The 23,782-nt window shown below is 63.7% G+C and carries 19 protein-coding genes; 6 read left to right on the top strand and 13 right to left on the bottom strand.

What is annotated here, in order from left to right:
- Positions 1 to 92: 92 nt before the first annotated feature.
- Complete coding sequence (locus ACSQ84_RS00800) at positions 93 to 1,754, bottom strand: flavin-containing monooxygenase (protein WP_436209746.1); 1,662 nt, start codon at positions 1,752 to 1,754, stop codon at positions 93 to 95.
- A 366-nt stretch (positions 1,755 to 2,120) separates the two neighbouring features.
- On the opposite strand from ACSQ84_RS00800, the gene ACSQ84_RS00795 reads away from it, so the two are divergent.
- Positions 2,121 to 3,254: a nitronate monooxygenase gene (locus tag ACSQ84_RS00795; RefSeq protein ID WP_436209745.1), complete on the top strand. Its 1,134-nt coding sequence runs from the start codon at positions 2,121 to 2,123 to the stop codon at positions 3,252 to 3,254.
- A 160-nt stretch (positions 3,255 to 3,414) separates the two neighbouring features.
- The gene (locus tag ACSQ84_RS00790; protein WP_436209744.1) at positions 3,415 to 4,926 is read left to right on the top strand and encodes an acetyl-CoA acetyltransferase; all 1,512 of its coding nucleotides are present in this window, start codon (positions 3,415 to 3,417) and stop codon (positions 4,924 to 4,926) included.
- Between the two features lie 244 nt (positions 4,927 to 5,170).
- Here the strand turns inward: ACSQ84_RS00790 and ACSQ84_RS00785 are convergent, their stop codons facing one another.
- From ACSQ84_RS00785 to ltnD, 5 genes are all read right to left on the bottom strand, one after another.
- Positions 5,171 to 6,871, bottom strand: a complete 1,701-nt coding sequence (locus ACSQ84_RS00785; protein ID WP_436209743.1) for a methyl-accepting chemotaxis protein — start codon at positions 6,869 to 6,871, stop codon at positions 5,171 to 5,173.
- 287 nt (positions 6,872 to 7,158) lie between these two features.
- Positions 7,159 to 9,186: a methyl-accepting chemotaxis protein gene (locus ACSQ84_RS00780; protein WP_436211134.1), complete on the bottom strand. Its 2,028-nt coding sequence runs from the start codon at positions 9,184 to 9,186 to the stop codon at positions 7,159 to 7,161.
- A 282-nt stretch (positions 9,187 to 9,468) separates the two neighbouring features.
- Complete coding sequence (gene otnK, locus ACSQ84_RS00775) at positions 9,469 to 10,746, bottom strand: 3-oxo-tetronate kinase (protein WP_436209742.1); 1,278 nt, start codon at positions 10,744 to 10,746, stop codon at positions 9,469 to 9,471.
- The gene (gene otnI, locus ACSQ84_RS00770) at positions 10,743 to 11,525 is read right to left on the bottom strand and encodes a 2-oxo-tetronate isomerase (protein ID WP_436209741.1); all 783 of its coding nucleotides are present in this window, start codon (positions 11,523 to 11,525) and stop codon (positions 10,743 to 10,745) included. Before otnI ends, otnK begins: the two co-directional genes overlap by 4 nt.
- Before the next feature lie 22 nt (positions 11,526 to 11,547).
- The gene (ltnD, locus tag ACSQ84_RS00765; protein ID WP_436209740.1) at positions 11,548 to 12,462 is read right to left on the bottom strand and encodes an L-threonate dehydrogenase; all 915 of its coding nucleotides are present in this window, start codon (positions 12,460 to 12,462) and stop codon (positions 11,548 to 11,550) included.
- A 117-nt stretch (positions 12,463 to 12,579) separates the two neighbouring features.
- Between ltnD and otnC the strand changes: the two genes are divergently transcribed.
- Entirely contained in the window at positions 12,580 to 13,245 is a 666-nt protein-coding gene (gene otnC / locus ACSQ84_RS00760) for a 3-oxo-tetronate 4-phosphate decarboxylase (RefSeq protein ID WP_436209739.1), read from the top strand.
- A 298-nt stretch (positions 13,246 to 13,543) separates the two neighbouring features.
- Here otnC and ACSQ84_RS00755 read toward each other — a convergent pair whose 3' ends face one another.
- The 6 genes from ACSQ84_RS00755 to ACSQ84_RS00730 all read right to left on the bottom strand — a co-directional run bounded on the left by ACSQ84_RS00755 (position 13,544) and on the right by ACSQ84_RS00730 (position 19,141).
- Positions 13,544 to 14,248: an ABC transporter ATP-binding protein gene (locus ACSQ84_RS00755; protein WP_436209738.1), complete on the bottom strand. Its 705-nt coding sequence runs from the start codon at positions 14,246 to 14,248 to the stop codon at positions 13,544 to 13,546.
- The gene (locus tag ACSQ84_RS00750; RefSeq protein WP_436209737.1) at positions 14,232 to 14,966 is read right to left on the bottom strand and encodes an ABC transporter ATP-binding protein; all 735 of its coding nucleotides are present in this window, start codon (positions 14,964 to 14,966) and stop codon (positions 14,232 to 14,234) included. Before ACSQ84_RS00750 ends, ACSQ84_RS00755 begins: the two co-directional genes overlap by 17 nt.
- Positions 14,963 to 15,943 (bottom strand): branched-chain amino acid ABC transporter permease, encoded by a 981-nt coding sequence (locus tag ACSQ84_RS00745; protein WP_436209736.1) that lies wholly within the window; start codon positions 15,941 to 15,943, stop codon positions 14,963 to 14,965. Before ACSQ84_RS00745 ends, ACSQ84_RS00750 begins: the two co-directional genes overlap by 4 nt.
- Positions 15,943 to 16,821 carry a branched-chain amino acid ABC transporter permease gene (locus ACSQ84_RS00740; protein WP_192737284.1) on the bottom strand — a complete coding sequence of 293 codons (879 nt, stop codon included), beginning with the start codon at positions 16,819 to 16,821 and terminating at the stop codon, positions 15,943 to 15,945. The genes ACSQ84_RS00745 and ACSQ84_RS00740 overlap by 1 nt, the downstream gene beginning before the upstream one ends.
- 171 nt (positions 16,822 to 16,992) lie before the next feature.
- A complete protein-coding gene (locus tag ACSQ84_RS00735; RefSeq protein ID WP_436209735.1) occupies positions 16,993 to 18,237 on the bottom strand; it encodes an ABC transporter substrate-binding protein in 1,245 nt (414 codons plus the stop codon).
- An 82-nt stretch (positions 18,238 to 18,319) separates the two neighbouring features.
- Positions 18,320 to 19,141: a putative hydro-lyase gene (locus ACSQ84_RS00730; RefSeq protein ID WP_436209734.1), complete on the bottom strand. Its 822-nt coding sequence runs from the start codon at positions 19,139 to 19,141 to the stop codon at positions 18,320 to 18,322.
- Between the two features lie 119 nt (positions 19,142 to 19,260).
- Between ACSQ84_RS00730 and ACSQ84_RS00725 the strand changes: the two genes are divergently transcribed.
- The 3 genes from ACSQ84_RS00725 to ACSQ84_RS00715 are packed head-to-tail and all read left to right on the top strand — an operon-like array spanning position 19,261 to position 22,410.
- Positions 19,261 to 20,178 carry a LysR family transcriptional regulator gene (locus ACSQ84_RS00725; protein ID WP_436209733.1) on the top strand — a complete coding sequence of 306 codons (918 nt, stop codon included), beginning with the start codon at positions 19,261 to 19,263 and terminating at the stop codon, positions 20,176 to 20,178.
- 40 nt (positions 20,179 to 20,218) lie between these two features.
- On the top strand, positions 20,219 to 21,469 hold the full coding sequence (locus ACSQ84_RS00720) for a Zn-dependent hydrolase (RefSeq protein ID WP_436209732.1): 1,251 nt from the start codon (positions 20,219 to 20,221) through the stop codon (positions 21,467 to 21,469).
- A gap of 26 nt (positions 21,470 to 21,495) precedes the next feature.
- Positions 21,496 to 22,410 carry an NAD(P)-dependent oxidoreductase gene (locus ACSQ84_RS00715; RefSeq protein WP_436209731.1) on the top strand — a complete coding sequence of 305 codons (915 nt, stop codon included), beginning with the start codon at positions 21,496 to 21,498 and terminating at the stop codon, positions 22,408 to 22,410.
- A gap of 155 nt (positions 22,411 to 22,565) precedes the next feature.
- On the opposite strand, the gene ACSQ84_RS00710 is transcribed toward ACSQ84_RS00715, so the two are convergent.
- Positions 22,566 to 23,639: a tartrate dehydrogenase gene (locus ACSQ84_RS00710; RefSeq protein ID WP_436209730.1), complete on the bottom strand. Its 1,074-nt coding sequence runs from the start codon at positions 23,637 to 23,639 to the stop codon at positions 22,566 to 22,568.
- Positions 23,640 to 23,782 lie beyond the last annotated feature (143 nt).

The following is a 23,782-nucleotide window of genomic DNA, read 5'->3' as shown; positions in this document are numbered from 1 at the left end:
TCAGCGAGCCTCGAAGGGTGGTTGGCAGAGTGCAAGCGGCTCATCCTTCGAGGCGCGCAAGCCAGCGGCGCAATTGCGCCGCCGAGCGCACCTCAGGATGACGCAGCACGTTTCTGAGCTGGCTCCGCGCCCGTCATCGCAAACCCCTCATAACCCTTCGCAGCGACGTCGTCGCAGATCTGCCGGTACGGTCCGACGCCGCCGATATAGGGCATGAAGATCCGCGGCTTGCCGGGAACGTTAGCGCCCATGTACCAGGAATTGGCCTGCGGAAACAGCGTGGTGTCGGCGACCTCGTTGACGTGGGCGACCCAATTGTCCTCCGCGTCCTTTTTGGCTTCCATGGTGTCGAGGCCGCGGTCGCGCATATAGATCACGCAGTCGGTGATCCAATCGACATGCTGTTCGATCGAGACAATCATGTTGCTCAGCACCGACGGGCTGCCGGGACCGGTGATGACGAAGAGATTGGGGAAGCCGGCGCTCATGAGGCCGAGATAGGTGCGCGGACCTTCGGCCCATTTCTGGTTCAGCGTCTGGCCGCTGCGGCCGCGAATGTCGATCCTGGCGACCGAGCCGGTCATGGCATCGAAGCCGGTCGCGAGCACCAATGCATCGACTTCGTATTCCCGCCCGCCGGTGCGGACCGCGTTGGCGGTGATCTCCTCGATCGGATTGGACTTGATGTCGACCAGCGTCACGTTCGGCCGGTTGAACGTCGAAAAATAGTCGGTGTCGATGCAGATGCGCTTGGTGCCGATCGGATGGGTGGTGGGCTGCAGCAGCTTTGCTGTCTCCGGATCCTTGACGATCTCGGCGACCTTCTCGCGGACGAAATCGGCGGCGGTGTCGTTGGCGGTCTGGTCCAGCACGAGGTTGTTGTAAACCGACATGAAGGTGAGGCCGCCGCGGTTCCAGCGCGCCTCGTAGTTGGCGCGCCGCTCGTCGTCGCCGTCATCGAGCGCGCCGCGGTCGGGAATTTCAGTGTAGATGCCGTTGCGCGATTCCGTGCGCGCGAACTGCCTGACTTCCGGATACTTTTCGCGGAACGCCTGCCGCTCTTCCTCGGTCAGCATGGCGTTACGGGCCGGAATCGAAAAGTTCGCAGTGCGCTGAAACACCGTGAGATGGCCCGCCTGCTCGGCGATCACAGGCACCGACTGGATGCCCGACGATCCCGTGCCGATCACGCCGACGCGCTGGCCGGTAAAATCGACTGTCTCATGCGGCCAATGACCGGTGTGATAGACCTTACCCTCAAAACGATCGAGACCCCTGATCTCGGGCATCCGTGCGTTTGACAGGCAGCCGGTGGCGAGCACCACGAATTTCGCGGTCACGGTCTTGCCGTCGGAGGTGGCGACCGACCAGAAGTTGGTGCGCTCGTCGAATTCGGCGCGTTCGACTGTTGTGTTGAACTGGATGTCGGGACGGAGTTCAAAACGGTCGGCGACGTGGTTGGCGTATTTCAAGATCTCCGGCTGCGGTGCGTAGCGTTCGCTCCAGTCCCATTCCTCCTGCAGCTCTTCGGAGAACGAATAGGAATATTGCATGCTCTCGACGTCGCAGCGCGCGCCGGGATAACGGTTCCAGTACCAGGTGCCGCCGACGCCATCGCCCTGCTCATAGACCCGCACTGAAAACCCCTGCCCGCGCAGTTTGTGCAGCATGTACATGCCGGCAAAACCCGCGCCGACCACCACGACGTCGTAGGTCTCGGAAGCTTTCACCGAAGTGGATGGCGATGCGGGCATGGAAACTCCCTGGAGAATTCTTGATTTGTTGGACAGCATTCTCCTCAGGCGGCGAAAGCGCAAGCGGCAAATCAGCCGCATCGGGCTGCATATTTTGCGGCATGGAATGTTCGCTGCCCCTCATGGTGAGGAGCGCATCTTCGCGCGTCTCGAGCCATGAGGCCACGGCCGGGCATTCATCCTTCGAGACGCGGCGAAGACGCCGCTCCTCCAGCGACAACGGCAGAGCCGTTGCGCGGGGATGAGGTTGAGCTTGTTGCTAACACGCTTGGCATCCCAGCCCTTGATGGGCTAGCGTCCGGGCAACAGACAAATAAGAAACAACAACAGGTGGCGCAAAGACCGCCACAGGGAACGGATACGGCCATGAAATCCCCGATCTGCGACATGCTGGGCATAGAATTTCCGCTGCTGGCGTTCAGCCATTGCCGCGACGTGGTGGCGGCCGTCAGCCGTGCCGGCGGCTTTGGCGTGCTGGGCGCGACCGCGCATTCGCCGGAGTCCATCGAGCAGGAGCTGAAATGGATCGACGATCACGCCGACGGCAAGCCTTACGGGCTCGACGTGCTGATCCCCGAGAACATCTCGACCGCGGGCGAAAAGGACGTCACCTGGAAAAGCCTGGAGGCGCGGATCTCGCCCGCACATCGCGACTTCACCCGCTCGCTGCTGAAGAAATACGGCATCGAACTGACAACCACCAACGTCGCCGACAACCAGCCGCAGCCGTTCGACGCGCAGCGCGCACTGGACGTGCTCGAAGTTTCCTTCCGTCATCCGATCAAGCTGATCGCGAACGCGCTCGGCGTGCCGCCGAAGGCGATGATCGAGATGGGCCGCCAGCACGACGTGCCGGTCGCCGCCCTCATTGGCTCCAAGGAGCACGCGCTGCGGCAGGTCGCCGCCGGCGTCGACATCCTGGTCGCCCAGGGCACCGAGGCCGGCGGCCATTGCGGCGAGGTCTCCACCATGGTGCTGGTGCCCGAGGTGATCAAGGCGATCAAGCCGATCCGCAACGTGCCGGTGCTGGCGGCGGGCGGCATCATGACCGGACACCAGATGGCGGCCTGCATGGCGATGGGCGCGGCGGGTGTCTGGACCGGTTCGGTGTGGCTGGCGACGGTCGAATCCGAGACCACCGAAATTTTTCGCGAGAAGATGATCGCGGCGTCCTCGCGCGACGCCATCCGATCCAGGGGCCGCACCGGCAAGCCGGCGCGGCAGTTGCGCTCGGTCTGGACGGATGCGTGGGACCGCGGGCCTGATAGCCCCGGCGCGCTGCCGATGCCGCTGCAAAGCATCATCAGCCGCGACGCCTTCAACTCGATCGACCGCGCCGCGGCCGCCGGCAACACCCAGGCGCGCGACCTCGTGAGTTACTTCGTCGGCCAGGGCGTCGGCCTGATCGACAGCGTCAAATCCGCCGGCGCCGTGGTGCAGGAGTTCAAGGAAGATTTTGTCGATGCGGTCGAGCATATGAATGCGTTGATGGAGGATTGAATTTACTCCTCATGGTGAGGAGGCGCGCTTGCGCCGTCTCCGGACGATGCTACGCATCGCCGGGAGAACCATGAGGCCCGCGGCCCATCCTTCGAGACGCGGCGAAGACGCCGCTCCTCAGGATGAGGTCCGTGTTGTAGCGAGAAAGAGAAACAAGGAAATGCCAACATCCCTCCCTGAAGACCGCATTCCCGTCATCGTCGGCGTCGGCGAAATCGTCGACCGGCCGACGGATATCGCCGCCGGGCTCGAGCCACTCGCGCTGCTGGAGCAGGCGCTGAGGCGCGCGGAGGCCGACAGCGGCGCAGAACTGCTCGGCGAACTCGGCTCGCTCGACGTGGTGAATTTCCTGAGCTGGCGCTACCGCGACCCCGAAAAACTGCTCGCCGAACGGCTCGGCGCGAGGCCGGCGCATTGCTATTACGGCCCGGTCGGCGGCGAGAGCCCGATCCGTTACCTGCATGAGGCCGCCAAGCGCATCGCGCGCGGCGAATGCAGCGTGGCGGCGGTGTGCGGCGCCGAGGCGCAGTCGACCGCCACCAAGGCGCAGCGGGCCGGCATCGAGCTGCCCTGGACGCCGTTCGCCCATGAAGTCGAGGAGCCCAAACGCGGCGCGGCGTTCCAGAAGCCGATGGCGGTGACGCTCGGTGTGTTCCGCCCCATCACGGTCTATCCGCTGTATGAATCCGCAACCTCAGCCCATTGGGGCCAGACGCCGCGCGAGGCGCTGGCGGAATCCGGACAGCTCTGGTCGACCTATGCGCGCGTGGCGTCGGAGAATCCCAATTCGTGGCTGAAGAAGAACTTCACGCCGGACGAGATCACGACGCCGACGCCGGAAAACCGGTTGATCGCCTGGCCCTACACCAAGCTGATGGTGGCCAATCCGACCGTCAACATGGGCGGCGCGATCCTGATGACGTCGCTGGCCAAGGCCCGTGCCGCGGGCGTGCCCGAGGAGCGCTTGATCTACGTTTGGGACGGCGCGTCGGCGGAAGAGCCGCGCGACTATCTGGTGCGCGACCAGTTCTTCGAGAGCCATCCGCAAAATGTCGTACTGAAGGCCGTGATGGACCTCGCCGAGGGTGACGGCAAGAAGTTCGACGCGATCGAACTATACAGCTGCTTTCCCTGCGTGCCGAAGATGGCGCGGCGGACGCTCGGCCTCGGCCCCGACGTCACGCCGACCGTCACCGGCGGCCTCACGTTCTTCGGCGCGCCGCTCAACACCTACATGACGCATGCGGCCTGCGCGATGGTGCGCAAACTGCGCAGCGGCGGCAAGCTCGGCCTGCTCTACGGCCAGGGCGGCTTTGTCACCAAGCATCACGGCCTGGTGCTGTCGCGGCAAGCGCCGAGCGAGGCGCTGGCGCAGGACACCAGCGTGCAGGCCGAAGCCGACCGCCGCAAGGGCGTCGTGCCCGAGTTCGTCACGGAGGCCTCAGGCAAGGGCAAGATTGAAAGCTTTACCGTGATCTATGGCGGCAAGGGCGATGTCGAGCACGGCGTGGTGATGATGCGCACGGCGGATAATGCGCGCGCCCTGGCGCGGGTGCCGGCGAGCGACAGCGCGACGCTGGCGCATTTGCGCAACATGGACCGTACGCCGGTGGGTTCGGTCGGCGATATCGTCACGGCCGGCGACGGCGTGCTGGAGTGGCGGGTGGGGTGACTCTCTCTGCTCCCGCGCCCCGCGCTTGCGGGGAGAGGGTTGGGGTGAGGGGCTCTCTCCGCGAGCGCTGACTGAGTTGAGACCTGTACCCCCTCACCCGGCGCTGCGCGCCGACCTCTCCCCGCAAGCGGGGCGAGGTTAAGAAAGCGTCCGAGGCACGGAAGCCCCCCGCCCTACCCCTTCACATCCTGCTTTTTCGACGCCGTCGTCGGCTTGCCCTTGGCAGCCGCGTCAGCCGGCCTGATCAGGCCGCGCGCACCGAATCGAGAAACTTGCCGACCTCGAGCTTGAGACGGTTGCTGTCGCGGGACAGCGATTGCGCCGCGGAGAGCACTTGCGCGGACGCCGAACCGGTCTCGCCGGCGCCGCGCTGCACGTCGGTGATGTTGGACGACACCATATGGGTGCCTTCGGCGGCCTGCTGCACGTTGCGCGAAATCTCCTGCGTCGCGGCGCCCTGTTCCTCGACCGCAGAGGCAATCGTCGATGCGATCTCCGACAATCGTTCGATGGTGCCGCTAATCTCCCGGATCGCATTCACCGAATCCTGGGTCGCCGCCTGGATGCCGGTGATCTGCTGGCCGATCTCGCCGGTGGCTTTCGCGGTCTGTTCGGCCAGCGCCTTCACTTCCGACGCCACGACTGCGAAGCCGCGGCCGGCCTCGCCGGCGCGCGCGGCCTCGATGGTGGCATTGAGCGCCAGCAGGTTGGTCTGACCGGCAATGGTGTTGATGAGTTCGACGACATCGCCGATGCGGCTCGCGGCTTTCGACAATTCGCCAACCCGGTCGTTGGTGGTGCGGGCCTGATCGACCGCCTCATTGGCCATCCGCGCCGATTCCTGTACCTGGCGGCTGATCTCGTTGACCGACGACGACAGCTCCTCGGTCGCCGACGCCACCGACTGCACGTTGGTGGAGGCTTCTTCCGAAGCCGCCGCAACAGTCGTGGTAACCTCCTGCGCCCGCTCGGCGGTCCTGGTCAGCGTACCGGCGGACGCCTCCAGTTCGGTCGAAGCCGATGATACGGTTTCGACAATCTCGCCAACCGCGCCCTCGAATTCGTTCGCCAGCCTGATCATGTCGGCCTTGCGCTGCAGCGCCTGACGCTGCTCGGCCGCCTGCTGGTCGGCCCTCATACGCTCGACTTCGAGCGCATTTTTCTTGAACACTTCCACGGTGCGGGCCATTTCGCCCAGCTCGTCGCGGCGTTCGATACCGGGGACGTCGGCCTTCAGGTCGTTTTGCGCAAACGCCGCCATCGTCGCCTTCAATCGAGCAATCGGCGTGGCCAGCCCCTTGATGCCGATCCAGAGGGCGATGGCCAGACCTACCAGCAGACCAGCAATTGCCGAGATCCAGACCAGGCGGATCGCAGAATTGGCCTGTCTGGTCAGATCGTCGGAAACCCTGGTGGCGTTGGCCATGAGGTCGTCGACCAGCTTCACGTGCGACTCGATCGCAGCTTCGATCGACGGAACGCATTCGGCCTTGAGGCGCACCGCCGCCTTCAGATTCTCATCTGGCGTGTTTGTCGACGCCGCATACTGAATGCCGGGTGTGCACGCCGCAAAGGCTTTCTCAAAATTGCCGATCGTGGGCTGAATGACGGCCGTCTTCTCCGGCATATCCTTCAGGACCGTAGACATGAGAGTCTCAAAGGCCTTCCGGCTATCGACGGTTTGCGCGAGATATTTTACGTTGCCCGCATCGGTGGTTTCCGCCGCCAGTTGAAACGCAGCGGAGACATAATTCTCGGCGCGGCGGCTGGCGCGGACTGCCATGGTGGTGGATTTGTCAATACGCGTCACGACATCCGTATTGGCATCGTCCGCGACCCTCATCTGGTAGGTGGCGAAGGCGACGGTTCCAAGCGTGACCATAGCCATCAGCACGACGATGAGGCTGACCTTGTAGGCAATCTTGAAATTGTTGAGCCAAGACATCTTCGATCCCCGAAAGAGTGCATTGCCACATTCCGGCGGATCAACCTCCGCGCAGCGAAATTCGCTGCCAGCGCGGGCCTCCTGCGATTTTTGAGGTCTCGAGCGGCGTCATTGAAACAGTACCGCTGGGCGCCTCATTCGTAGTTAATTTCGCACTCCGTAGGACACCCGAGTCATTTGGTCGCACCCATCGGTGCCGCGCCGGGGACCAAAACGTCGGCCAAACGGCACGTATTGCGTACTGCTACCGAAAAACGCACGTACTGATCCCAGCGATGCGCGCCCTGTCAGGCCGCGCGCACTGAATCCAGAAACTTGCCGACCTCTTGCTTGAGGCGGTTGCTGTCGCCCGACAGCGATTGCGCGGCGGAGAGAACCTGCGTGGAAGCCGAGCCGGTCTCGGAAGCGCCGCGCTGCACGTCGGTGATGTTCGACGATACCTGCTGGGTGCCGTGGGCGGCCTGCTGCACGTTGCGTGAAATTTCCTGCGTCGCGGCGCCCTGTTCCTCCACGGCCGCGGCGATGGTAGAGGAAATCTCCGACAGCTTTTCGATGGTGCCGCTGATTTCCTTGATCGCGTTCACCGAGTCCTGGGTCGCGGCCTGGATGCCTGATATCTGCAGGCCGATCTCGCCGGTGGCCTTGGAGGTCTGCTCGGCCAGCGCCTTCACTTCCGACGCCACGACCGCGAAGCCACGGCCGGCATCGCCGGCCCGCGCCGCCTCGATGGTGGCGTTGAGCGCCAGCAAATTGGTCTGCTCGGCGATGGTGTTGATGAGTTCGACGACGTCGCCGATCCGGCTCGCCGCCTTCGACAATTGGCTGACCCGGTCGTTGGTGGTGCGGGCCTGGTCGACGGCCGCATTGGCCATCCGTGCCGATTCCTGCACCTGGCGGCTGATCTCGTTGACCGAGGAGGACAGCTCCTCGGTCGCTGACGCCACTGACTGCACGTTGGTGGAGGCTTCCTCGGAGGCTGCGGCCACCATCGTCGTCAACTCCTGGGCGCGCTCGGCGTTCGAGGTCAGTGTGCCGGCGGAGGCTTCCAATTCGCTCGAGGCCGACGACACGGTCTCGACGATCTCGCCGACCGCGGTCTCGAAGGTATCGGCGAGCTTGATCATGTCGTCCTTGCGCTGCCGGGCGGCGATCTGGTCCTGCTTGATCTTGGCCTCGGCTTCGTCGCGAGCCTTCTGCTCGGCATTCTCCCTGATGGTCGTGACCGTCTTGGCGAGGTCGCCGATTTCGTCGCCGCGCTTGGCGCCGGGAATCACCACGTCGAGGTTGCCGCCGGCCATCTCGCCCAGCGCAGCGTTCAGACGCGTCATCGGACGGGAGATTCCCAGGAAGGAAAAAACCATCGATGCGAACAGCGCGATGATCACAACGACGCCCATGGCGAGGCTGACCTGGCTGGCGCGCGCGGTCTCGGCGGCAGCTTCTTCCTTCGATGTGGCGTAATTCTTTCGCGACAGGTCGACCTGGCTGTCCATCAGTGTGCCCGCCTCCTGGGCAAACTTGACGGTGCGGTTGGCGATAATATCCGCCTTCAATTCCTCGAGCTTGACCGCTTCGTCATTGGCGGCCAGGAAACGTTTGACGATCGAATCCAGCGAGGAGACCACGACCAGCAAATCGCGGTCGTCGGCCTCGCCCCGCAACAGGTTGAAGTTGGCCTTGAGCGCGGCCTGGGTCTTCGCAATCCGGGCGATCAGGCTGACATCGCCGGTGGCACCCAGCCGCCAGACCATGGCGCGCAACGTGTTGACCTTGGCGTCGGCCATGTGCAGCAGCTTTTCGATCTCGAGCTTGTTGTCGAGCTTGGCCAGCGCGGGCGAGGCCAATTGGGTCTCGATCGCCTTGGTCCATTCAGCCGAAATCGCCGAGCGCTTGTCGATCACCGCGAGGAGATTGAGCTGCGTCTTCGCCAGCTCATCAACGCCGGCCGTGTAGGAAGTCATCAGCGACTTGATTTTCTCCAGACGCTGCTTGATATCCGGCAGCCCGGCAATCGCCTGCGCATCATCCAGCGCCTTGAATTCAGCGGCCTTGAGCCGGTTGAGGTCGGCTGCGTTCCGTTCGACGTCGGCGGCCTTCGTCGCCAGCCTGATGTTGCGCGCGGCAAGTTCGATCTGGCGTCCGTTCAGATTGGCAGATATCGCGGCGTCGATGACTCGCTGCGACCGGTCGGCGCGGTCGTTCGCCGCCTCGATCGCCCGTTCCGACATCATCTGGTTGGCCACCATGCCGCCCGCCAGCAAGATGCCGAGCGCGCCGGCCAGGCCCAGTTTATACCCGATGCGATTGAGCTTGATCATGTCAGCGAACCCCAAAATTTCCCCAAAACGCACCAGTCGCCCAGCGCGCGCCGCAAAAACAATGCCCTTGTAAACAAGACTGGTTAATTTTGGCTCAGTGGAACTACCGAGTAGCCCGACCGGATTTCGCTGTAGAGTTGCAGAAGGCAAAAGCCCGGGCTCCCTTGGGGAGAGCCGGGCTCTTCGCTGCGTCGCCGTTCTCACGTCGCGCGAATCCGCCGTTCCGTAAAAATACGGTACGCGACAGAAATCTCTCGCAAATGAATGGCGTAGAACGCTTCAGCGCATCAGCTTGAGCGCGTCGGAAAAGAATTCGGCGCCGCCGAAATTGCCTGACTTCAGTGCCAGCAACATCGCGCCGTTTTTCGCTCCCACCGCGCGCAGAACCGGCACGCCTGCAGCGATTTCCGCGCCAACCAGGAAGCCGGGAATCCCCAGGCGATCGACCACAGCGCCTGACGTTTCGCCGCCTGCGACCACCAACCGGCGCACACCGGATTGCACCAGACCGTCGGCGATGTCGGCCATCGCCTGTTCGATGGCATGTCCGGCTGCATCGCGGCCATGCCGGGATTGCAGGGCTGAGACCTGATCCGGCGTCGAGCTGCTCGCGATTAGAAGCGGGCCGTCACTGATTCGTTCCTTGGCCCACGCCAGTGCGCGCCGGGCTTCTTCGGGACCAGCGATGACGCGGTCGGGATCGAGATGCAAGACCGGCATCGCCTTTTCGGCATTGGCGATCTGCAGCAAGGTCGCCTGCGAGCAACTGCCGGCGAGGCACGCGGCCGGCCCGCCGACTAGCGCCTCGGCATTCCCAGCTGTCACATCCGATCCAACCTTGCCGGAAGCGACCAGCGCCCGCGCAAGACCCAGCCCGATGCCGGAGGCGCCGACCGACAAGCGATGGTCCAGCGCGACATGGCCGATGGTTTCCAGATCGCGATCGAACACGGCGTCGATGATGGCGGCGCCAATACCCTGACTTGCGAGATCGGTGAGACGCGCGCGCACGGCGCCCTCACCTCTCGCGAGCGTTGCAAGGGCGACCAGCCCGACTCTGGTTCGGCTCTGGCGCGCCAGCACCCGCACCAGATTGGAATCATGCATCGGATTGAGCGGGTGGTCCTTCAGCGGGCTTTCGTTGAGCGGCACGGCGCCGACAAACAGATTGCCTTGATAGACCGTGCGGCCGGTTTCCGGAAAGGCCGGCGTCACCAGCACGATGGCGTCGCCGGAATCGGCGCGCAGCGCATCCATCACAGGGCCGATATTCCCGGCGTCGGTGGAATCGAAGGTCGAGCAGATCTTGAACAACACATGATCGGCGCCACGGCCGCGCAGCCATTTTTCCGCCGATCGCGAACGCGTCACGGCCAAACCCGCCTCGATCGAGCGGCTCTTCAGCGACACCACGACAGCATCGACTTCCGGCAGCATGAGATCGTCGGAGGGCACGCCGATGGTCTGCACCGTGCGCAGGCCGCAGCGCGTCAGCGTGTTGGCGAGATCGGAGGCGCCGGTGTAATCGTCGGCGATACAGCCCAGAGAAAGTTTCACGGCTTTGCTCCGGCGTAGGGTTTGAACCAGCCGAGACCGTCGGTGGTCTTGCCGCGCGGATTGTATTCGCAGCCGACAAAGCCGCCATAGCCGAGCCGGTCGAGTTCGTCGAATAGGAACGGATAATTCAGCTCCTCGCCGTCGGGCTCGTTGCGCGAGGGAATGCTGGCGATCTGGATGTGGCCAATGATCGGCATCATCTCGCGCAGCCGCATGGTCACGTCGCCATGGATGATCTGGCAGTGGTAGATGTCGAACTGCAGTTTCAGGTTCGGAATCTTCAGCTCCGTGATGAGATCGCGCGCGAACAGGAAGTCGTTCAGGAAGTATCCGGGCACGTTGCGCGAATTGATCGGCTCGATCACAACGTCGAGGCCATGGGGCGTGAAGAATTCTGCTGTCCACGCCACCGACTTGTAAAACGCTTCCACCGCCTTGCGGTCGCCGCGGTCGGCAATCCCCGCCATCAGATGCAGCCGCTTGACGCCGGTCGCCTGCGCATAGGGCAGCGCGGTCTGCAGGCTCTCTTTCAGGTCGTCGAAGCGCTCCGGCAGCGCGGCAAAACCCTTTTCGCCGGCATTCCAGTCGCCCGGCGGCAGATTGAACAGCGCCTGCGTCAGGCCGGCGGTCTTCAGCCGCTTGCCGACTTCGTCGGCTGGATGCTCATAGGGAAACAGGAACTCGACCGCGGTGAAGCCCGCTTTCGCGGCGGCGTCGAAGCGCTCGAGGAACGGGACTTCGTTGAACATCATCGTGAGATTGGCGGCAAAGCGGGGCATTGGCTGTCCTCTTTCTGCTTGGTTACTTCGGCTCGCCCGGCAGATGCGTGCCGGTGACGCGGGCATACATCCGCGCCACCGAGGCGTCGTCGTCGCGACCCATGCCGGAGGCCGCCGTCATCAGGAACATCTGCAGCGCCGCGGCCGCGACCGGCACCGGGAATTTCGCCGTCCGCGCCATGTCCTGGATGATGCCGAGGTCTTTCACGAAAATCTCGACCGCGCTGCGCGGCGCATAGTCGCCGTCGAGCACATGCGGGATGCGGTTTTCGAACATCCAGGAATTGCCGGCGGAGGCCGTGATCACCTCATAGACCTTCTTGATGTCGAGGCCCTGCTTGGCCGCAAACGCGATCGCTTCCGAAGCCGCGGCGATGTGCACGCCGGCCAATAGCTGGTTGATCATCTTGAACGCGGCGCCCTGCCCCGCGGCATCGCCAAGCTCATAGAGTTTGGCCGCCATCGCATCCAGCGCCGGCCGCGCCTTGGCAAAGGCCGCCTCACTGCCCGAAGCCAGGATGGTAAGTTCGCCCTGCGCCGCGCGCTGCGCGCCGCCGGAGATCGGCGCATCCAGATAAAGCCGCCCCGTCCCCTCCAGCTGCTTTGCGAGCCGCCGGGCGATATCGGGGTCCATGGTCGCGGAAGAAATGAATACCGCGCCCTTGGCCAGGGTTTCGGCGGCGCCATCCGCACCGAACAGGATGGTTTCGGTCTGCGCGGCGTTGACGACGACGCTGACGACGATATCGGCCGCCTTGGCGGCTTCCGCCGGGGTTTTGGCGCCACTGCCGCCATCGGCCACGAACCGCGCGACCGACTCCGCCGAGACGTCGCAGCCGGTCACGTCAAACCCGGCACGGCGCAGCGAGGTGGCCATGCCAAAACCCATCGAGCCCAGCCCGATGACGGCAACGCGCGGTTTGGCGGATTCTGGCATTGTGACGTTCCCTAAGGTTTCTCTGAGCCTTGGCCCCTTGCGGCTTTGCCCTTGGGTATCACGGCTTGGCCGCGCTGCCAAAGCGTGAGAAAAGGCCGGAGGAACAGGGTTTTATCCATGAGCGAAACCAGAATTCGCGACGAAATCTGCCGCCTCGGCCGTTCGCTGTTCGAGCGCGGGCTGACACCAGGCTCCTCGGGCAATATCAGCGTCAAACTCGACGATGGTGGCTGGCTGGTGACCCCGACCAACGCCTCGCTCGGATCGCTGGATCCGGCCCGGCTGTCGCGGCTCGGCGCCGACGGCAAACTGCTCTCGGGCGACGCCCCGACCAAGGAAGTGCCGCTGCACACGGCGCTCTATCAAACCCGCAACGCGGCCCGCGCGGTGGTGCACCTGCATTCGACCCATTCGGTGGCGCTCTCGATGCTGCCGGAAATCGATCCCCGCGCCGCACTGCCGCCGATGACGCCCTATTACCTGATGAAATGCGGTCACACCGCATTGGTGCCGTACTATCGCCCCGGCGATCCCGCCGTGGCGGACGCGATCAAGGGATTGGCGGGGAGATATTCATCCGTGCTGCTGGCCAATCACGGCCCGGTGGTGTCAGGCGACACGCTGGAAGCCGCGGTGTTCGCGATCGAGGAACTGGAAGAGACCGCGAAATTGTACCTGCTGCTGCGCGGGCTGAACCCACGGTATCTGTCGCCGGAACAGGTGGCGGATTTGACCAGGGTGTTTGGGCTGGTGTTGCCGGAGCATGGGCACGAGCACAACTGACCTCTCCTCGTCATGGCCGGGCTTGTCCCGGCCATCCACGTTCGTTGTCGTCAAGAGAAAGCAAGACGTGGATGCCCGGGTCAAGCCCGGGCATGACGGAGAAAATCCGGATACGCCAACTCCGCGTCATTGCGAGCTAAGCGAAGCCGCCACACCCACCGCCGTCATCCTGAGGTGCTCGCCGTCTTCGGCGAGCCTCGAAGGATGGGGTTACGGGAGTGCTTGCGGCTCATCCTTCGAGGCGCGCAAGGGCGCGCACCTCAGGATGACGGCGGTGTACGCAGAGATAACTTAGCAGTCACAGCCCCAAATACGCCTTCCTTACGTCCGGATTGGTCCGGATCTCCGCCGCGCTGCCCTGCATCAGCACGCGGCCGGTTTGCAGGATGTAGGCGCGGTCGGCGATTTCCAGGCACTCGGCCATTCGCTGCTCGACAATCAAGACGGTCATGCCGGTGTCGCGGATGCGTTTGACCGCCTGGAAGATTTCATCGACCAGTTTCGGCATGATGCCCTGCGAGGGCTCGTCGAGCATCAACAGCCGCGGCCGCGTCATCAGCGCGCGGCCGATCGCCAGCATCTGCTGTTCGCCGCCGGACAGCGTTTCGGCGCGCTGATCCATACGCTCCGACAATCGCGGGAACAGCTTGAAGACCAGCTCCAGCGGCGCCTCGCGGTCGGCTTTGCCGCGATAGAGATAGCTGCCGAGCCGCAAATTGTCGCGCACCGAGAGCCGCGGAAACAGCCGGCGGTTCTCCGGCACATAGGCGATGCCGCGCGAGGTGATGACATGCTGCGCCAGGCCGTCGATCCGCTCGCCGTCGAAGGTGACGGTGCCGGAACGCGGCCGCTCGGCGCCGGCGATCGATTTCAGCAACGTCGACTTGCCGGCCCCGTTGGCGCCGGCGACGCAGACGATTTCGCCCGTGGCGACCTCGATCGTGACCGCCGAGATCGCGACCAACCCCTGATAGGCGGTGGTGACTTCATGCACCGACAGCATGACGGTCCCCCAAATAGGCGCTGATGACTTTCGGATCGCGAACCACGTCGCTCGGCTTGCCCTCGACCAGCACCTTGCCGAGATCGAGCACGATGGCGCGGTCGACCAGCGGCATCACGATTTCCATGACGTGCTCGACCATCAGAATGGTAACGCCGGTGTCGCGCACCTTGCGCACCAGTTCGACGCCGGTCTGGGCCTCGAGCGGCGTCAGACCGGTCAGGCATTCGTCAAGCAGCAACAGTTTCGGTTCGGTTGCCAGCGCGCGCGCGACCTCGAGGCGGCGCTTTTCCGACGGCACCAGATCGCTGGCGAGCACATTGGCGCGCGCCGCAAGGCCGCAGAACTCCAGCACCTCATGGGCTTTCTCCCGCGCTACGCGCATCACCGTGTTTCGCATCAGCGCGCCGACGATGACGTTGTCGATCACGGTCATGGTCTCGAAGCTTTTCACGACCTGAAAGGTCCGGGCGATGCCGCGCACGCAGCGCTCAGCCGCCGGCAGCGCGGTGACGTCTTCACCGTCGAACCAGATCGAGCCTTGGGTCGGCGGCAGCACGCCCGCGATCAGATTGAACAGCGTCGATTTACCGGCGCCGTTCGGCCCGATCAGGCCGACAATTTCGCCGCGACCGACCGAGATCGAGACGTCGCTGTTGGCGACGAGGCCACCAAAACGCTGCCAGACGCCGCGGGTTTCCAGCAGGAGCGTACTCATCGCGTCGCCTCCTTGCGCTTCGGCGCGAACAGCGAGACCAACCCCTGCGGCCGCGCCAGCGAGATCGCGATGATCAGGCCGCCATACACGATCAGGTCGACGCCGCGGCCGGAACCGCCGGCGTAGGACCGCGTCAATTCCGTGATCGGAATCAGGATGACGGCCCCCAGCATCGGCCCCCATAGCGTCCCGATGCCGCCGAGCACCGCTGGGAGCGCCATCAGCAGCGAGATATGAAAGCCCATGATGCTCTCGGGATCGATATAGGAAACGAACTGCGCATAGAAGCTGCCGCCGACCGCGACCAGAAACGCCGATACCGCGGCAGCGCCCATCTTGGAATTGAACACGACGACACCAAGGCTTTCAGCGGCGTCCGGATTGTCCTTCACCGCGCGCCACCAATAGCCCCATTTGGAATCCTCCAGCCACCAGGTAACGAACCAGGCGACGCAGGCCAGCGCCAGCGCAAAGTAGAAATACGGCAGCTTGCTGCGCGCGAACTGGAATTTGAGCCAGCTGTCGCCGCGCACGGGAATCTCGATGCCCAGTGCCGCGCCCGCCCAATCCCAGTTGTGGAACAGCAGGAGCCCGATCTCGGCAATGACGATGGTGGCGATCGCGAAGTAATGCCCGCGCAGGCGGAAGCAGGGATAACCGAGTGCCATGGCAATGACCGCGGAGATCACGCCGCCGCCGACCATGCCGAACCACGGCAGGACGCCGAACTTGGTGAACAGCAGCGTCGTGGTATAGGCGCCAATCCCGAAATAGAGCGCGTGACCGAGCGAGATCTGTCCGCAATAGCCGGAGAGAATGTTCCAGCTCTGCGACAGCGCCGCCCACATCAGCGTCAGCACCATGATGTTCTGGACGTAGGAGTCCTTGACGAACAGCGGCACCACGGCGGCGACGGCGGCGAGACACAATGCGACGATCAGATCGCGGCGGCGGCGTTTTGCGAAATCCGTATCCATCACATCGATCCGAACAGGCCGCGCGGCCGCACGAACACGACCAGGAGATAGACCGCATAGATGCCGACCGACTTCAGCGACGGCGGCAGGAGAAGCGCGGTGGAGGCTTCGACCAGGCCGACGATGATGCCGCCGGCAAAGGCGCCGAACACGCTGCCGAAGCCGCCGAGCGCCACCGTGACATAGGCGATCAGCGCAAACGACGCGCCGACGTCGGGATAGATGTAGAAAAAGATCGACATGATGGCGCCGGCCAGGCCCACCAGCGCCGCACCGAGGCCCCAGCCCAGCGCGAACACGCGGTTCTTGTCGATGCCGACCAGCGCCACCGCGCCGGCGTCCTCCCGCGTCGCTTCGAGCGCGCGGCCGAAGTCAGTGCGGTTGATGAAGTAATACAGCCCGCCGAACGCCAGCATCGCCACCGCCGCGCCGATCAGTTGCGGCTGCGGCAGGAAGATGCCGCCGATCGAGACGGTTTTACCGCCGAACCATGAATGGGTGACGCTGCGGTAGTCCGGCGTAAAGAAGAATTGCGCCACGCCGCGCATCACGATCGCCAGGCCAAAGGTGGAGAAGATCTGCACCATGCCGGCATTTGCCTTCGCCCGGACCGCAAAGCGTACGATCAAAAGATAAACCACGGCGCCAAAGACGAACAACGCCGCCGCAACCAGCGGCGCCGCCAGCAGCGGATCGATCGCGAAGAACGCGAAGAGGAAGAACGACGCGTACATCGCGATCATCAGGAATTCGCCATGGGCGAAATTCACCACGTCCATCAGGCCGAAGATCAGCGCAAGGCCGACCGCGATCAGCCCGTAGAGCAGCCCCATCAGGAGGCCGCTCGCCAGGCTTTGGATAATGGTCTCGGCTGTCACTGGTGTACCCCCGTCTCACGTCGTCCCTGCGAACGCAGGGACCCATCACCACCGGATTTGCATTTGAAAGAAGGACGTGAGGCCACGATGAAGCCGATGCTCCTGAGCGTATGGGTCCCTGCATTCGCAGGGACGACGCGGCGCTTGTGATACACTTTCGGAAACGACGACTTACTTCATCGGCCAGACGGCCTCGGCGACCGCGCCTTGCGGCGGCGAGATGGTGACGAACTTGCCGCCGATATATTGCAGCAGCACCGGGTCGGCGTCGTTGTTCTGGCCCATCTCGTCGAACTTGACGCGCTTCCACGGCATGATGGTCTGCTCGCCCGGGATTTCGGTCGCGGCCAGCGCCGCACGGATCTTCTCGCCGTCGGTCGCCTTGGCGCGGTTGATGGCGTCCGCCAGCACGATCAGGCCCATGAACTCGCGCGACGTGTTGTCGTTGAGGTCCTTGCCCGACTTCGCCTTGAACATGTCGTTGATCTTGCCGACCATCGGCCGCTTGGCGGCGAGATCGAGCGAAAAACTGCCGCGGGTGATGACGCCTTCGAGCTTGTCGCCGACCGCGTCGTACAGCGCCTTCTCGGAAAAGCCCGCGGCCTGCGCCACGATGGCCTTCGGCTTGTAGCCGAGTTCGGCCATGGTCTTGACCAGCATGATGCCGTCGGTGGTGTAGCTCGAGGGCATCAGCACGTCGGCATTCGCCGACTTGAGCTGCTGCACCTCTGCCGACAGCGAGGGCGAATTGGAACGGTACTTGATGTCGGCGACGACCTTGTAGCCGAGCGCATTGGCAAGCTTGAGCTGCGCGTTCGCGGAGTCGGTTCCGAAGATGGTGTCCTCGTGGAACAGCGCCAGCGTCTCGATCCTGGTGCCCTTCTTCTTCAAGGCCTCGTAGAAGTCGAACATCGCCTTGGTGAACATTTCGTCGTGCGGCGCGGCGCGGAAGAAGAATTTCAGGCCGCGGGTATGCAGGCTCGGCGACGAATTGTCGGCCGACACGAACGGGACCTGATAGCGCTCGCAGGTCTGGCTGATGGTGACCGCCACCGAGCTCTGGTAGCTGCCGATGATGGCGCAGACTTTCTCCTGCATGATCAGGCGTTCGGCTTCGGCACGGCCCTTCTGGGGATCGCCCTGATGGTCGGCGAACACGAGACGAATCTTGGCACCGCCGAGGCCCGGCAATCCGGCATCCTTGGCCAGCGGCAGATCGAAATCATGTTTGTTGTTGATGATATCGGTTGCGGTCGCATAGGCGTGCTGCGCATCGACGCCGATCTGCGCGCTGGAGCCCGACATCGGATAAGTGACGCCGATCACCACTTCAGGCGTTTGCGCGCGGCTTGCGATCGGCGCGAGCGCAGCAGCGGCGGTGGCTCCAAGCAATACATTGCGGCGAGTGATCGTCATGACAAAATTCCCCTTTGAACGGCGGTTATCGATGAAGCGATTGACGGTTACGGTAAAGCCTCAATGAACGGCAGCGATTGCATCAAAGCACGGCAAGCGACTTGTTCTGCAGATCGGTCACCAGCATCAGTCCGGGCGCATGCGTGATCGCAAACGGCAGCTTGGCCGCCGCGATCACCGATTGCGGCGTCACACCGCAGGCCCAGAACACCGGAATCTCGTCGTCCCCGACCGGCACCGCGTCGCCGTAATCGGGCTTGTCGATATCGGCAATCCCGATCGCGTGCGGATGGCCGAGATGAACCGGCGCGCCGTGCACGGAAGGAAAGCGCGAAGTGATCTGCACCGCGCGGATCGCATCCGCCGGCTTGAACGGCCGCATCGACACCACCATCGGACCGGCGAACGGGCCCGCCGCGCCGCAGGCGATGTTGGTGCGGTACATCGGCACGCGCAGCTTGCGCTCGATGTGGCGGATCGGCAGGCCGTCCGCCAGCAACGCTTCCTCGAACGAGTACGAGCACCCGATCACGAACGCGACCAGGTCGTCGCGCCAACGCGCCATGATGTCGGTCGGCTCCTCCACCACCTCGCCATCGCGCCAGACGCGGTAGCGCGGCAGGTCGGTGCGGATGTCGAGGTCGAGGCCGAGCGAGGGTATTCTGAAATCGCCGACATCGGACATGCCGATGATCGGGCACGGTTTGGGATTGAGCTGGCAGAACCGGTGAAACGCCGCCGCGAGCTTTTCCGGCAGGATCACCAGATTGCCCTGGACGAAGCCGTTGGCGACGCCGGCCGTGGTGGTGGCCATGCCGGCGCGGCAGGCGTGCCGGGCGGCGACGCTGGGCGATAAATTCGCCGTATCGGGATCGGGTCGGTCCGTCTTTGCCAAGCTGGTCATCGTTGCAACAGCTCCAATCAGGTCGACATCTACTCGGACATAAGGCTATGATAATGTCTAATCGTCATTTTTGATCAAGATCGATAAAACTGATTTATCGTCCTGCGGACAGAGGGTGCATGGCTGATTTCAAGGCAATTGAGACCTTCATGTGGGTGGTGACGCTCGGCAGCTTCCGTGGCGCCGCCCACAAGCTCAACACCACCCAGCCGGCGATCTCGCAGCGGATCGCCCAACTCGAACGCGAGGTCGGGGTGAAGCTGTTGCAGCGCGACCGCCGCATGGTGCTGCCGACGCCGAGCGGGCGGCAAATGATGGTGTATGCGGAAAAACTGATCGGGCTGCGCTCGGAAATGCTCGCCGTGGTCGGCGACCACTCGGCGATGCGCGGCGTGCTGCGGCTCGGCGTGGCCGAAACCATCGTCCACACCTTCCTGACGAAACTGATCAAGAGCGTCAATCATACCTACCCCAACCTCTCGCTCGAGATCGAGGTCGATATCACCTCGAATTTGCGCAACCGGCTGCTGGCGCAGGAGATCGAGCTTGCGTTCCTGCTCGGGCCGGTGACGGGGCCGACCATCAGCAACCGGGTGCTGTGCGACTATTCGGTCGGATTTCTGGCGAGCCCTTCGCTTGGGTTGGGCAAGGAGCGGTTGACGGTGCACGACCTCGCCAAATTTCCCATCATCACCTTTCCACGCAAGACGCCGCCGTACGAAATCGTCCGCTCGCTGTTCAACCGGCCCGATTTGCCGCCGATGCGCCTGCACGCCAGCGCCTCGCTCGGTACCGTCAAACATATGGCGATCGAAGGCCTCGGCATAGCCGTGATTCCGACCGCGATTGTCGAAAGCGAAATGGCCGATGGAAAGCTGCAATTGTTGTCGACCAACCTGCAGTTGCCGCTGTTGACGTTTTCGGCGAGCTGGCTGACCTCCCCCGACACCGTTGCGATCGAACGCGTCGCTGAACTGGCGGCCTCGCTGGCGCAAGGCGGCGTCGTTGTTGACGCGCCGCTGCAGGCGCGTCATTGAAGCGGATCGGGTGAGCATCAATCAAGACCGGAATGGCTGAATGACCAAAATCGCATCTAATCTGCAAATCGATTCCGCCCGGCTGTGGGATACCATTCATGAAACCGCGAAATTCGGCGCGACGCCAAAAGGCGGCGTCCGGCGTCTGACGCTGGGGCCTGAGGACAAGCAGGTGCGCGACTGGTTCCGGAAAGCCTGCGAGGCCGCCAGTCTCGAGGTTCACGTCGACGCGCTCGGCTCGATGTTCGGCCTGCGCAAGGGGCGCGACATGTCAAAGGCGCCGATCGGCGTCGGTTCCCACCTCGACACCCAGCCGACCGGCGGCAAGTTCGACGGCGTACTCGGCACACTTGCTGCCCTCGAAATGGTTCGCACCTTGAACGATGCCGGGATCGAAACCGAAACGCCGATCTGCATCTGCAACTGGACCAATGAGGAAGGCTCGCGCTTCGCGCCGGCGATGATGGCGTCAGCCGCCTATGTCGGCGATTTCACCACCGACGACATTTTGTCGCGCAGGGATGCCGAAGGCGTCACCGTGGCAGAGGCGCTCGACAGCATCGGCTATCGCGGCGAGAGCCCGGTCGGCCGCCAAAAATTCTCCAGCTTCGTCGAACTGCATATCGAGCAAGGCCCGATCCTCGAAGCCGAGAACAAGACCATTGGCGTCGTCGATTCCGGCCAAGGCGTGCTGTGGTACGACGGCAAGATCACCGGTTTTGAAAGCCATGCCGGCTCGACGCCGATGCCGCTGCGCCGCGATGCGTTGGCCACCCTGTCCGAAATCGTGCTGGCGATGGAAGCAACCGCCAGGAAGCACGGCCCGAAGGCGGTCGGGACCATCGGCGAGGCCGTGATCGCCAATCCCTCGCGCAACGTCATTCCCGGCGAAATCGCCTTCACGATGGATTGCCGCAGCGCGGACGCCGCCATCATGGACGCGCTGGACAAGGATTTGCGCGCCGCGATCGCGGAGATCGCCACCCGTCGCAAGGTCGACGTCAAGATCAATCTGGTCTGGCGCAAGCCGCCGACGCATTTCGACCCGAAGCTGGTCGACGCCGTCGAGAATGCCGCCACGGCGCTGGGCTATTCGCATCGCCGCATCACGTCCGGCGCCGGCCACGACGCCTGCAACCTCAACACCGTGATGCCGGCCGCGATGGTGTTCGTGCCGTGCAAGGACGGCATCAGCCACAACGAGCTGGAAGACGCTACGCAGGCCGACTGCACCGCGGGCGCCAACGTCCTGATGCATACCGTGCTGGCGCTCGCCGGCGTGGCGTCATAAATAAATCAAAACCGGAGGGGGCTGCCATGCGCGGTGTTTTTGTCGATGCCAATGAATCGCTGGCCGTGATCTTCGAGCGGCTGCAAAAGCCCGGGGATCCCACGGTTCGCATCCACCGGGATCCCGATATCACCTCGGATCAATATCCAGAGATCCTCGACGGCGCCGAGATCGCGATTGTCGATCACACCGCGCTGCCGACGGACATTGCGGAAAAATGCACCGGGCTGAAGCACGTGGTGTTTCTCGGCACCGGCGCGCGCAGCTACATGAACCCGGAAGAACTCGGCGAACTCGGCATCGAGGTGCACCTGATCAAGGGCTATGGTGATACAGCGGTGGCCGAATGCGCCATCGCGCTGATGTGGGAAGGCGCGCGCGGCCTTGCCCGCATGGACCGCGGGATCCGCGCCGGCAACTGGCTGCGCGACGACGCCATGCAGCTGACCGGCAAGACGCTCGGCCTGATCGGCTTCGGCGGCATCGCCGCGGAAGTCGCGCGCATCGCGCTCGGCAGCGGCATGCGCGTGATCGCCTGGAACCGGTCGACCAAGAAGCATCCGAAGGTCGAGTTTGTCGAGCTCGATGAGCTGCTGACCGAAAGCGACGTGGTCTCGATCCATTTGCTGCTCAACGACGAAACCCGCGGGCTGGTTTCGGCCGCCTGCATCGAGGCGATGAAGCCCGGCGTCATCCTCGTCAACACCGCGCGCGCCGCGATCGTCGACGAGGACGCGATGATCGAGGCGCTGAAATCGGGCCAGATCCGCCACGCCGGCCTCGACGTCTTCAACATCGAGCCGCTGCCGGCGGATCATCCGCTGACAAAACTGCCCAATGTCACGCTGTCGGCGCATTCCGCGTTCCGTACGCCCGAGGCGAGCGAAAATCTGATCGGCGCGGCGTTGGAGCACTGCCGCCGGATCGCGAAGGGGAAGTAGGGAATTTCTGTCGTCCCGGCCTTGAGCCGGGACCCATACCGCGTTGTGCTATCGGCTAAAGCAAGGTGGCCGACACCTGCTACCATCACAACCGCCGCGGCGTATGGGTCCCGGCTCAAGGCCGGGACGACGATAGAGCTTGTGGTCTCGCCGCTCTACTCCACCATCTCCGCCACCGCCTTGCCGCACGCGGTCGTATCCGCATTACCGCCGAGATCCCTGGTGCGCAGCGTGCGTTCGCCGAGCGTGCGCTCGATGGCGCCGACGATCGAGGCCGCCGCTTCCTTCTCGCCGAGATGCTCCAGCATCATCGCGCCCGACCAGATCATGCCGATCGGGTTGGCGATGCCCTGCCCCGCGATATCAGGCGCCGAGCCGTGCACCGGCTCGAACACCGATGGGAAAAGCCCCGGAGGATTGATGTTGCCTGATGGCGCGATGCCGATGGTGCCGGTGCAGGCCGGACCGAGATCGGACAGGATATCGCCGAACAAATTGGAGCCGACCACGACATCGAACCAGTCCGGATGCAGCACGAAATTCGCGGTGAGGATGTCGATGTGGTACTTGTCCCACTTCACCTTGGGATAGTTCTTCGCCATCGCCTCCACGCGCTCGTCCCAATAGGGCATCGTGATCGAGATGCCGTTGGACTTGGTTGCCGAAGTCAGATGCTGCTTCGGGCGTGACGCCGCGAGATCGAATGCGAATTTGAGGATACGATCGACGCCGACGCGCGTCATCACGGTCTGCTGGGTGACGAATTCACGGTCGGTGTCCGGGAACATCCGCCCGCCGACGGAGGAATACTCGCCCTCGGTGTTTTCGCGCACCACCCAAAAATCGATATCGCCGGGCTTGCGGCCCGCGAGCGGTGACGGCACGCCGGGCATCAGCCGCACCGGACGCAAATTGACGTACTGGTCGAACTCCCGGCGGAATTTGATCAGCGAGCCCCACAACGAAATGTGATCGGGGATTTTCGCGGGCCAGCCGACCGCGCCGAAATAGATCGCGTCATGCTTGCCAATTTTGGCCTTCCAGTCCTCCGGCATCATCTCGCCGTGCTGTTCGTAATAATCCCAGGACGCGAAATCGAAATGATCGAAATGCACGGCGACGCCGTGCTTCTTCGCGGCCGCCTCCAGCACGCGCAGCCCCTCCGGGACCACTTCCTTGCCGATGCCGTCGCCGGGAATGACCGCGATGCGATAGGTTTTTTTGCTCATTCTTTGGGATTCCTTGGGTGACTGGTAGCTTGCCGGGAACACGGCTTATGGCATTTCCTTGCAATGGACCAAACTGCATTCTGGTGCAACGCTGCACTGCAATGTTGACCGCCGACGGGCCGACCGCCTACCAATTTCGCCGG

This window comes from Bradyrhizobium sp. LjRoot220, from assembly GCF_964252915.1.
In the GTDB taxonomy this organism is placed as follows: domain Bacteria; phylum Pseudomonadota; class Alphaproteobacteria; order Rhizobiales; family Xanthobacteraceae; genus Bradyrhizobium.
Note: the sequence above shows the minus strand (reverse complement) of the source record. Positions and strands in the feature narration are given on the sequence as shown.

Excerpts from the sequence above, each read along its gene's own strand:
- ACSQ84_RS00790 (WP_436209744.1), top strand. The coding sequence starts at position 3,415 with ATGCCAACATCCCTCCCTGAAGACCGCATTCCCGTCATCGTCGGCGTC.
- ACSQ84_RS00745 (WP_436209736.1), bottom strand. The coding sequence starts at position 15,943 with ATGGATACGGATTTCGCAAAACGCCGCCGCCGCGATCTGATCGTCGCA.
- ACSQ84_RS00800 (WP_436209746.1), bottom strand. The coding sequence starts at position 1,754 with ATGCCCGCATCGCCATCCACTTCGGTGAAAGCTTCCGAGACCTACGAC.
- ACSQ84_RS00795 (WP_436209745.1), top strand. The coding sequence starts at position 2,121 with ATGAAATCCCCGATCTGCGACATGCTGGGCATAGAATTTCCGCTGCTG.
- ACSQ84_RS00730 (WP_436209734.1), bottom strand. The coding sequence starts at position 19,141 with ATGACCAGCTTGGCAAAGACGGACCGACCCGATCCCGATACGGCGAAT.
- otnC (WP_436209739.1), top strand. The coding sequence starts at position 12,580 with ATGAGCGAAACCAGAATTCGCGACGAAATCTGCCGCCTCGGCCGTTCG.
- ACSQ84_RS00710 (WP_436209730.1), bottom strand. The coding sequence starts at position 23,639 with ATGAGCAAAAAAACCTATCGCATCGCGGTCATTCCCGGCGACGGCATC.
- ACSQ84_RS00785 (WP_436209743.1), bottom strand. The coding sequence starts at position 6,871 with ATGTCTTGGCTCAACAATTTCAAGATTGCCTACAAGGTCAGCCTCATC.
- ACSQ84_RS00750 (WP_436209737.1), bottom strand. The coding sequence starts at position 14,966 with ATGAGTACGCTCCTGCTGGAAACCCGCGGCGTCTGGCAGCGTTTTGGT.
- ACSQ84_RS00720 (WP_436209732.1), top strand. The coding sequence starts at position 20,219 with ATGACCAAAATCGCATCTAATCTGCAAATCGATTCCGCCCGGCTGTGG.
- ACSQ84_RS00755 (WP_436209738.1), bottom strand. The coding sequence starts at position 14,248 with ATGCTGTCGGTGCATGAAGTCACCACCGCCTATCAGGGGTTGGTCGCG.
- ACSQ84_RS00725 (WP_436209733.1), top strand. The coding sequence starts at position 19,261 with ATGGCTGATTTCAAGGCAATTGAGACCTTCATGTGGGTGGTGACGCTC.
- ACSQ84_RS00715 (WP_436209731.1), top strand. The coding sequence starts at position 21,496 with ATGCGCGGTGTTTTTGTCGATGCCAATGAATCGCTGGCCGTGATCTTC.
- otnI (WP_436209741.1), bottom strand. The coding sequence starts at position 11,525 with ATGCCCCGCTTTGCCGCCAATCTCACGATGATGTTCAACGAAGTCCCG.
- ltnD (WP_436209740.1), bottom strand. The coding sequence starts at position 12,462 with ATGCCAGAATCCGCCAAACCGCGCGTTGCCGTCATCGGGCTGGGCTCG.
- ACSQ84_RS00735 (WP_436209735.1), bottom strand. The coding sequence starts at position 18,237 with ATGACGATCACTCGCCGCAATGTATTGCTTGGAGCCACCGCCGCTGCT.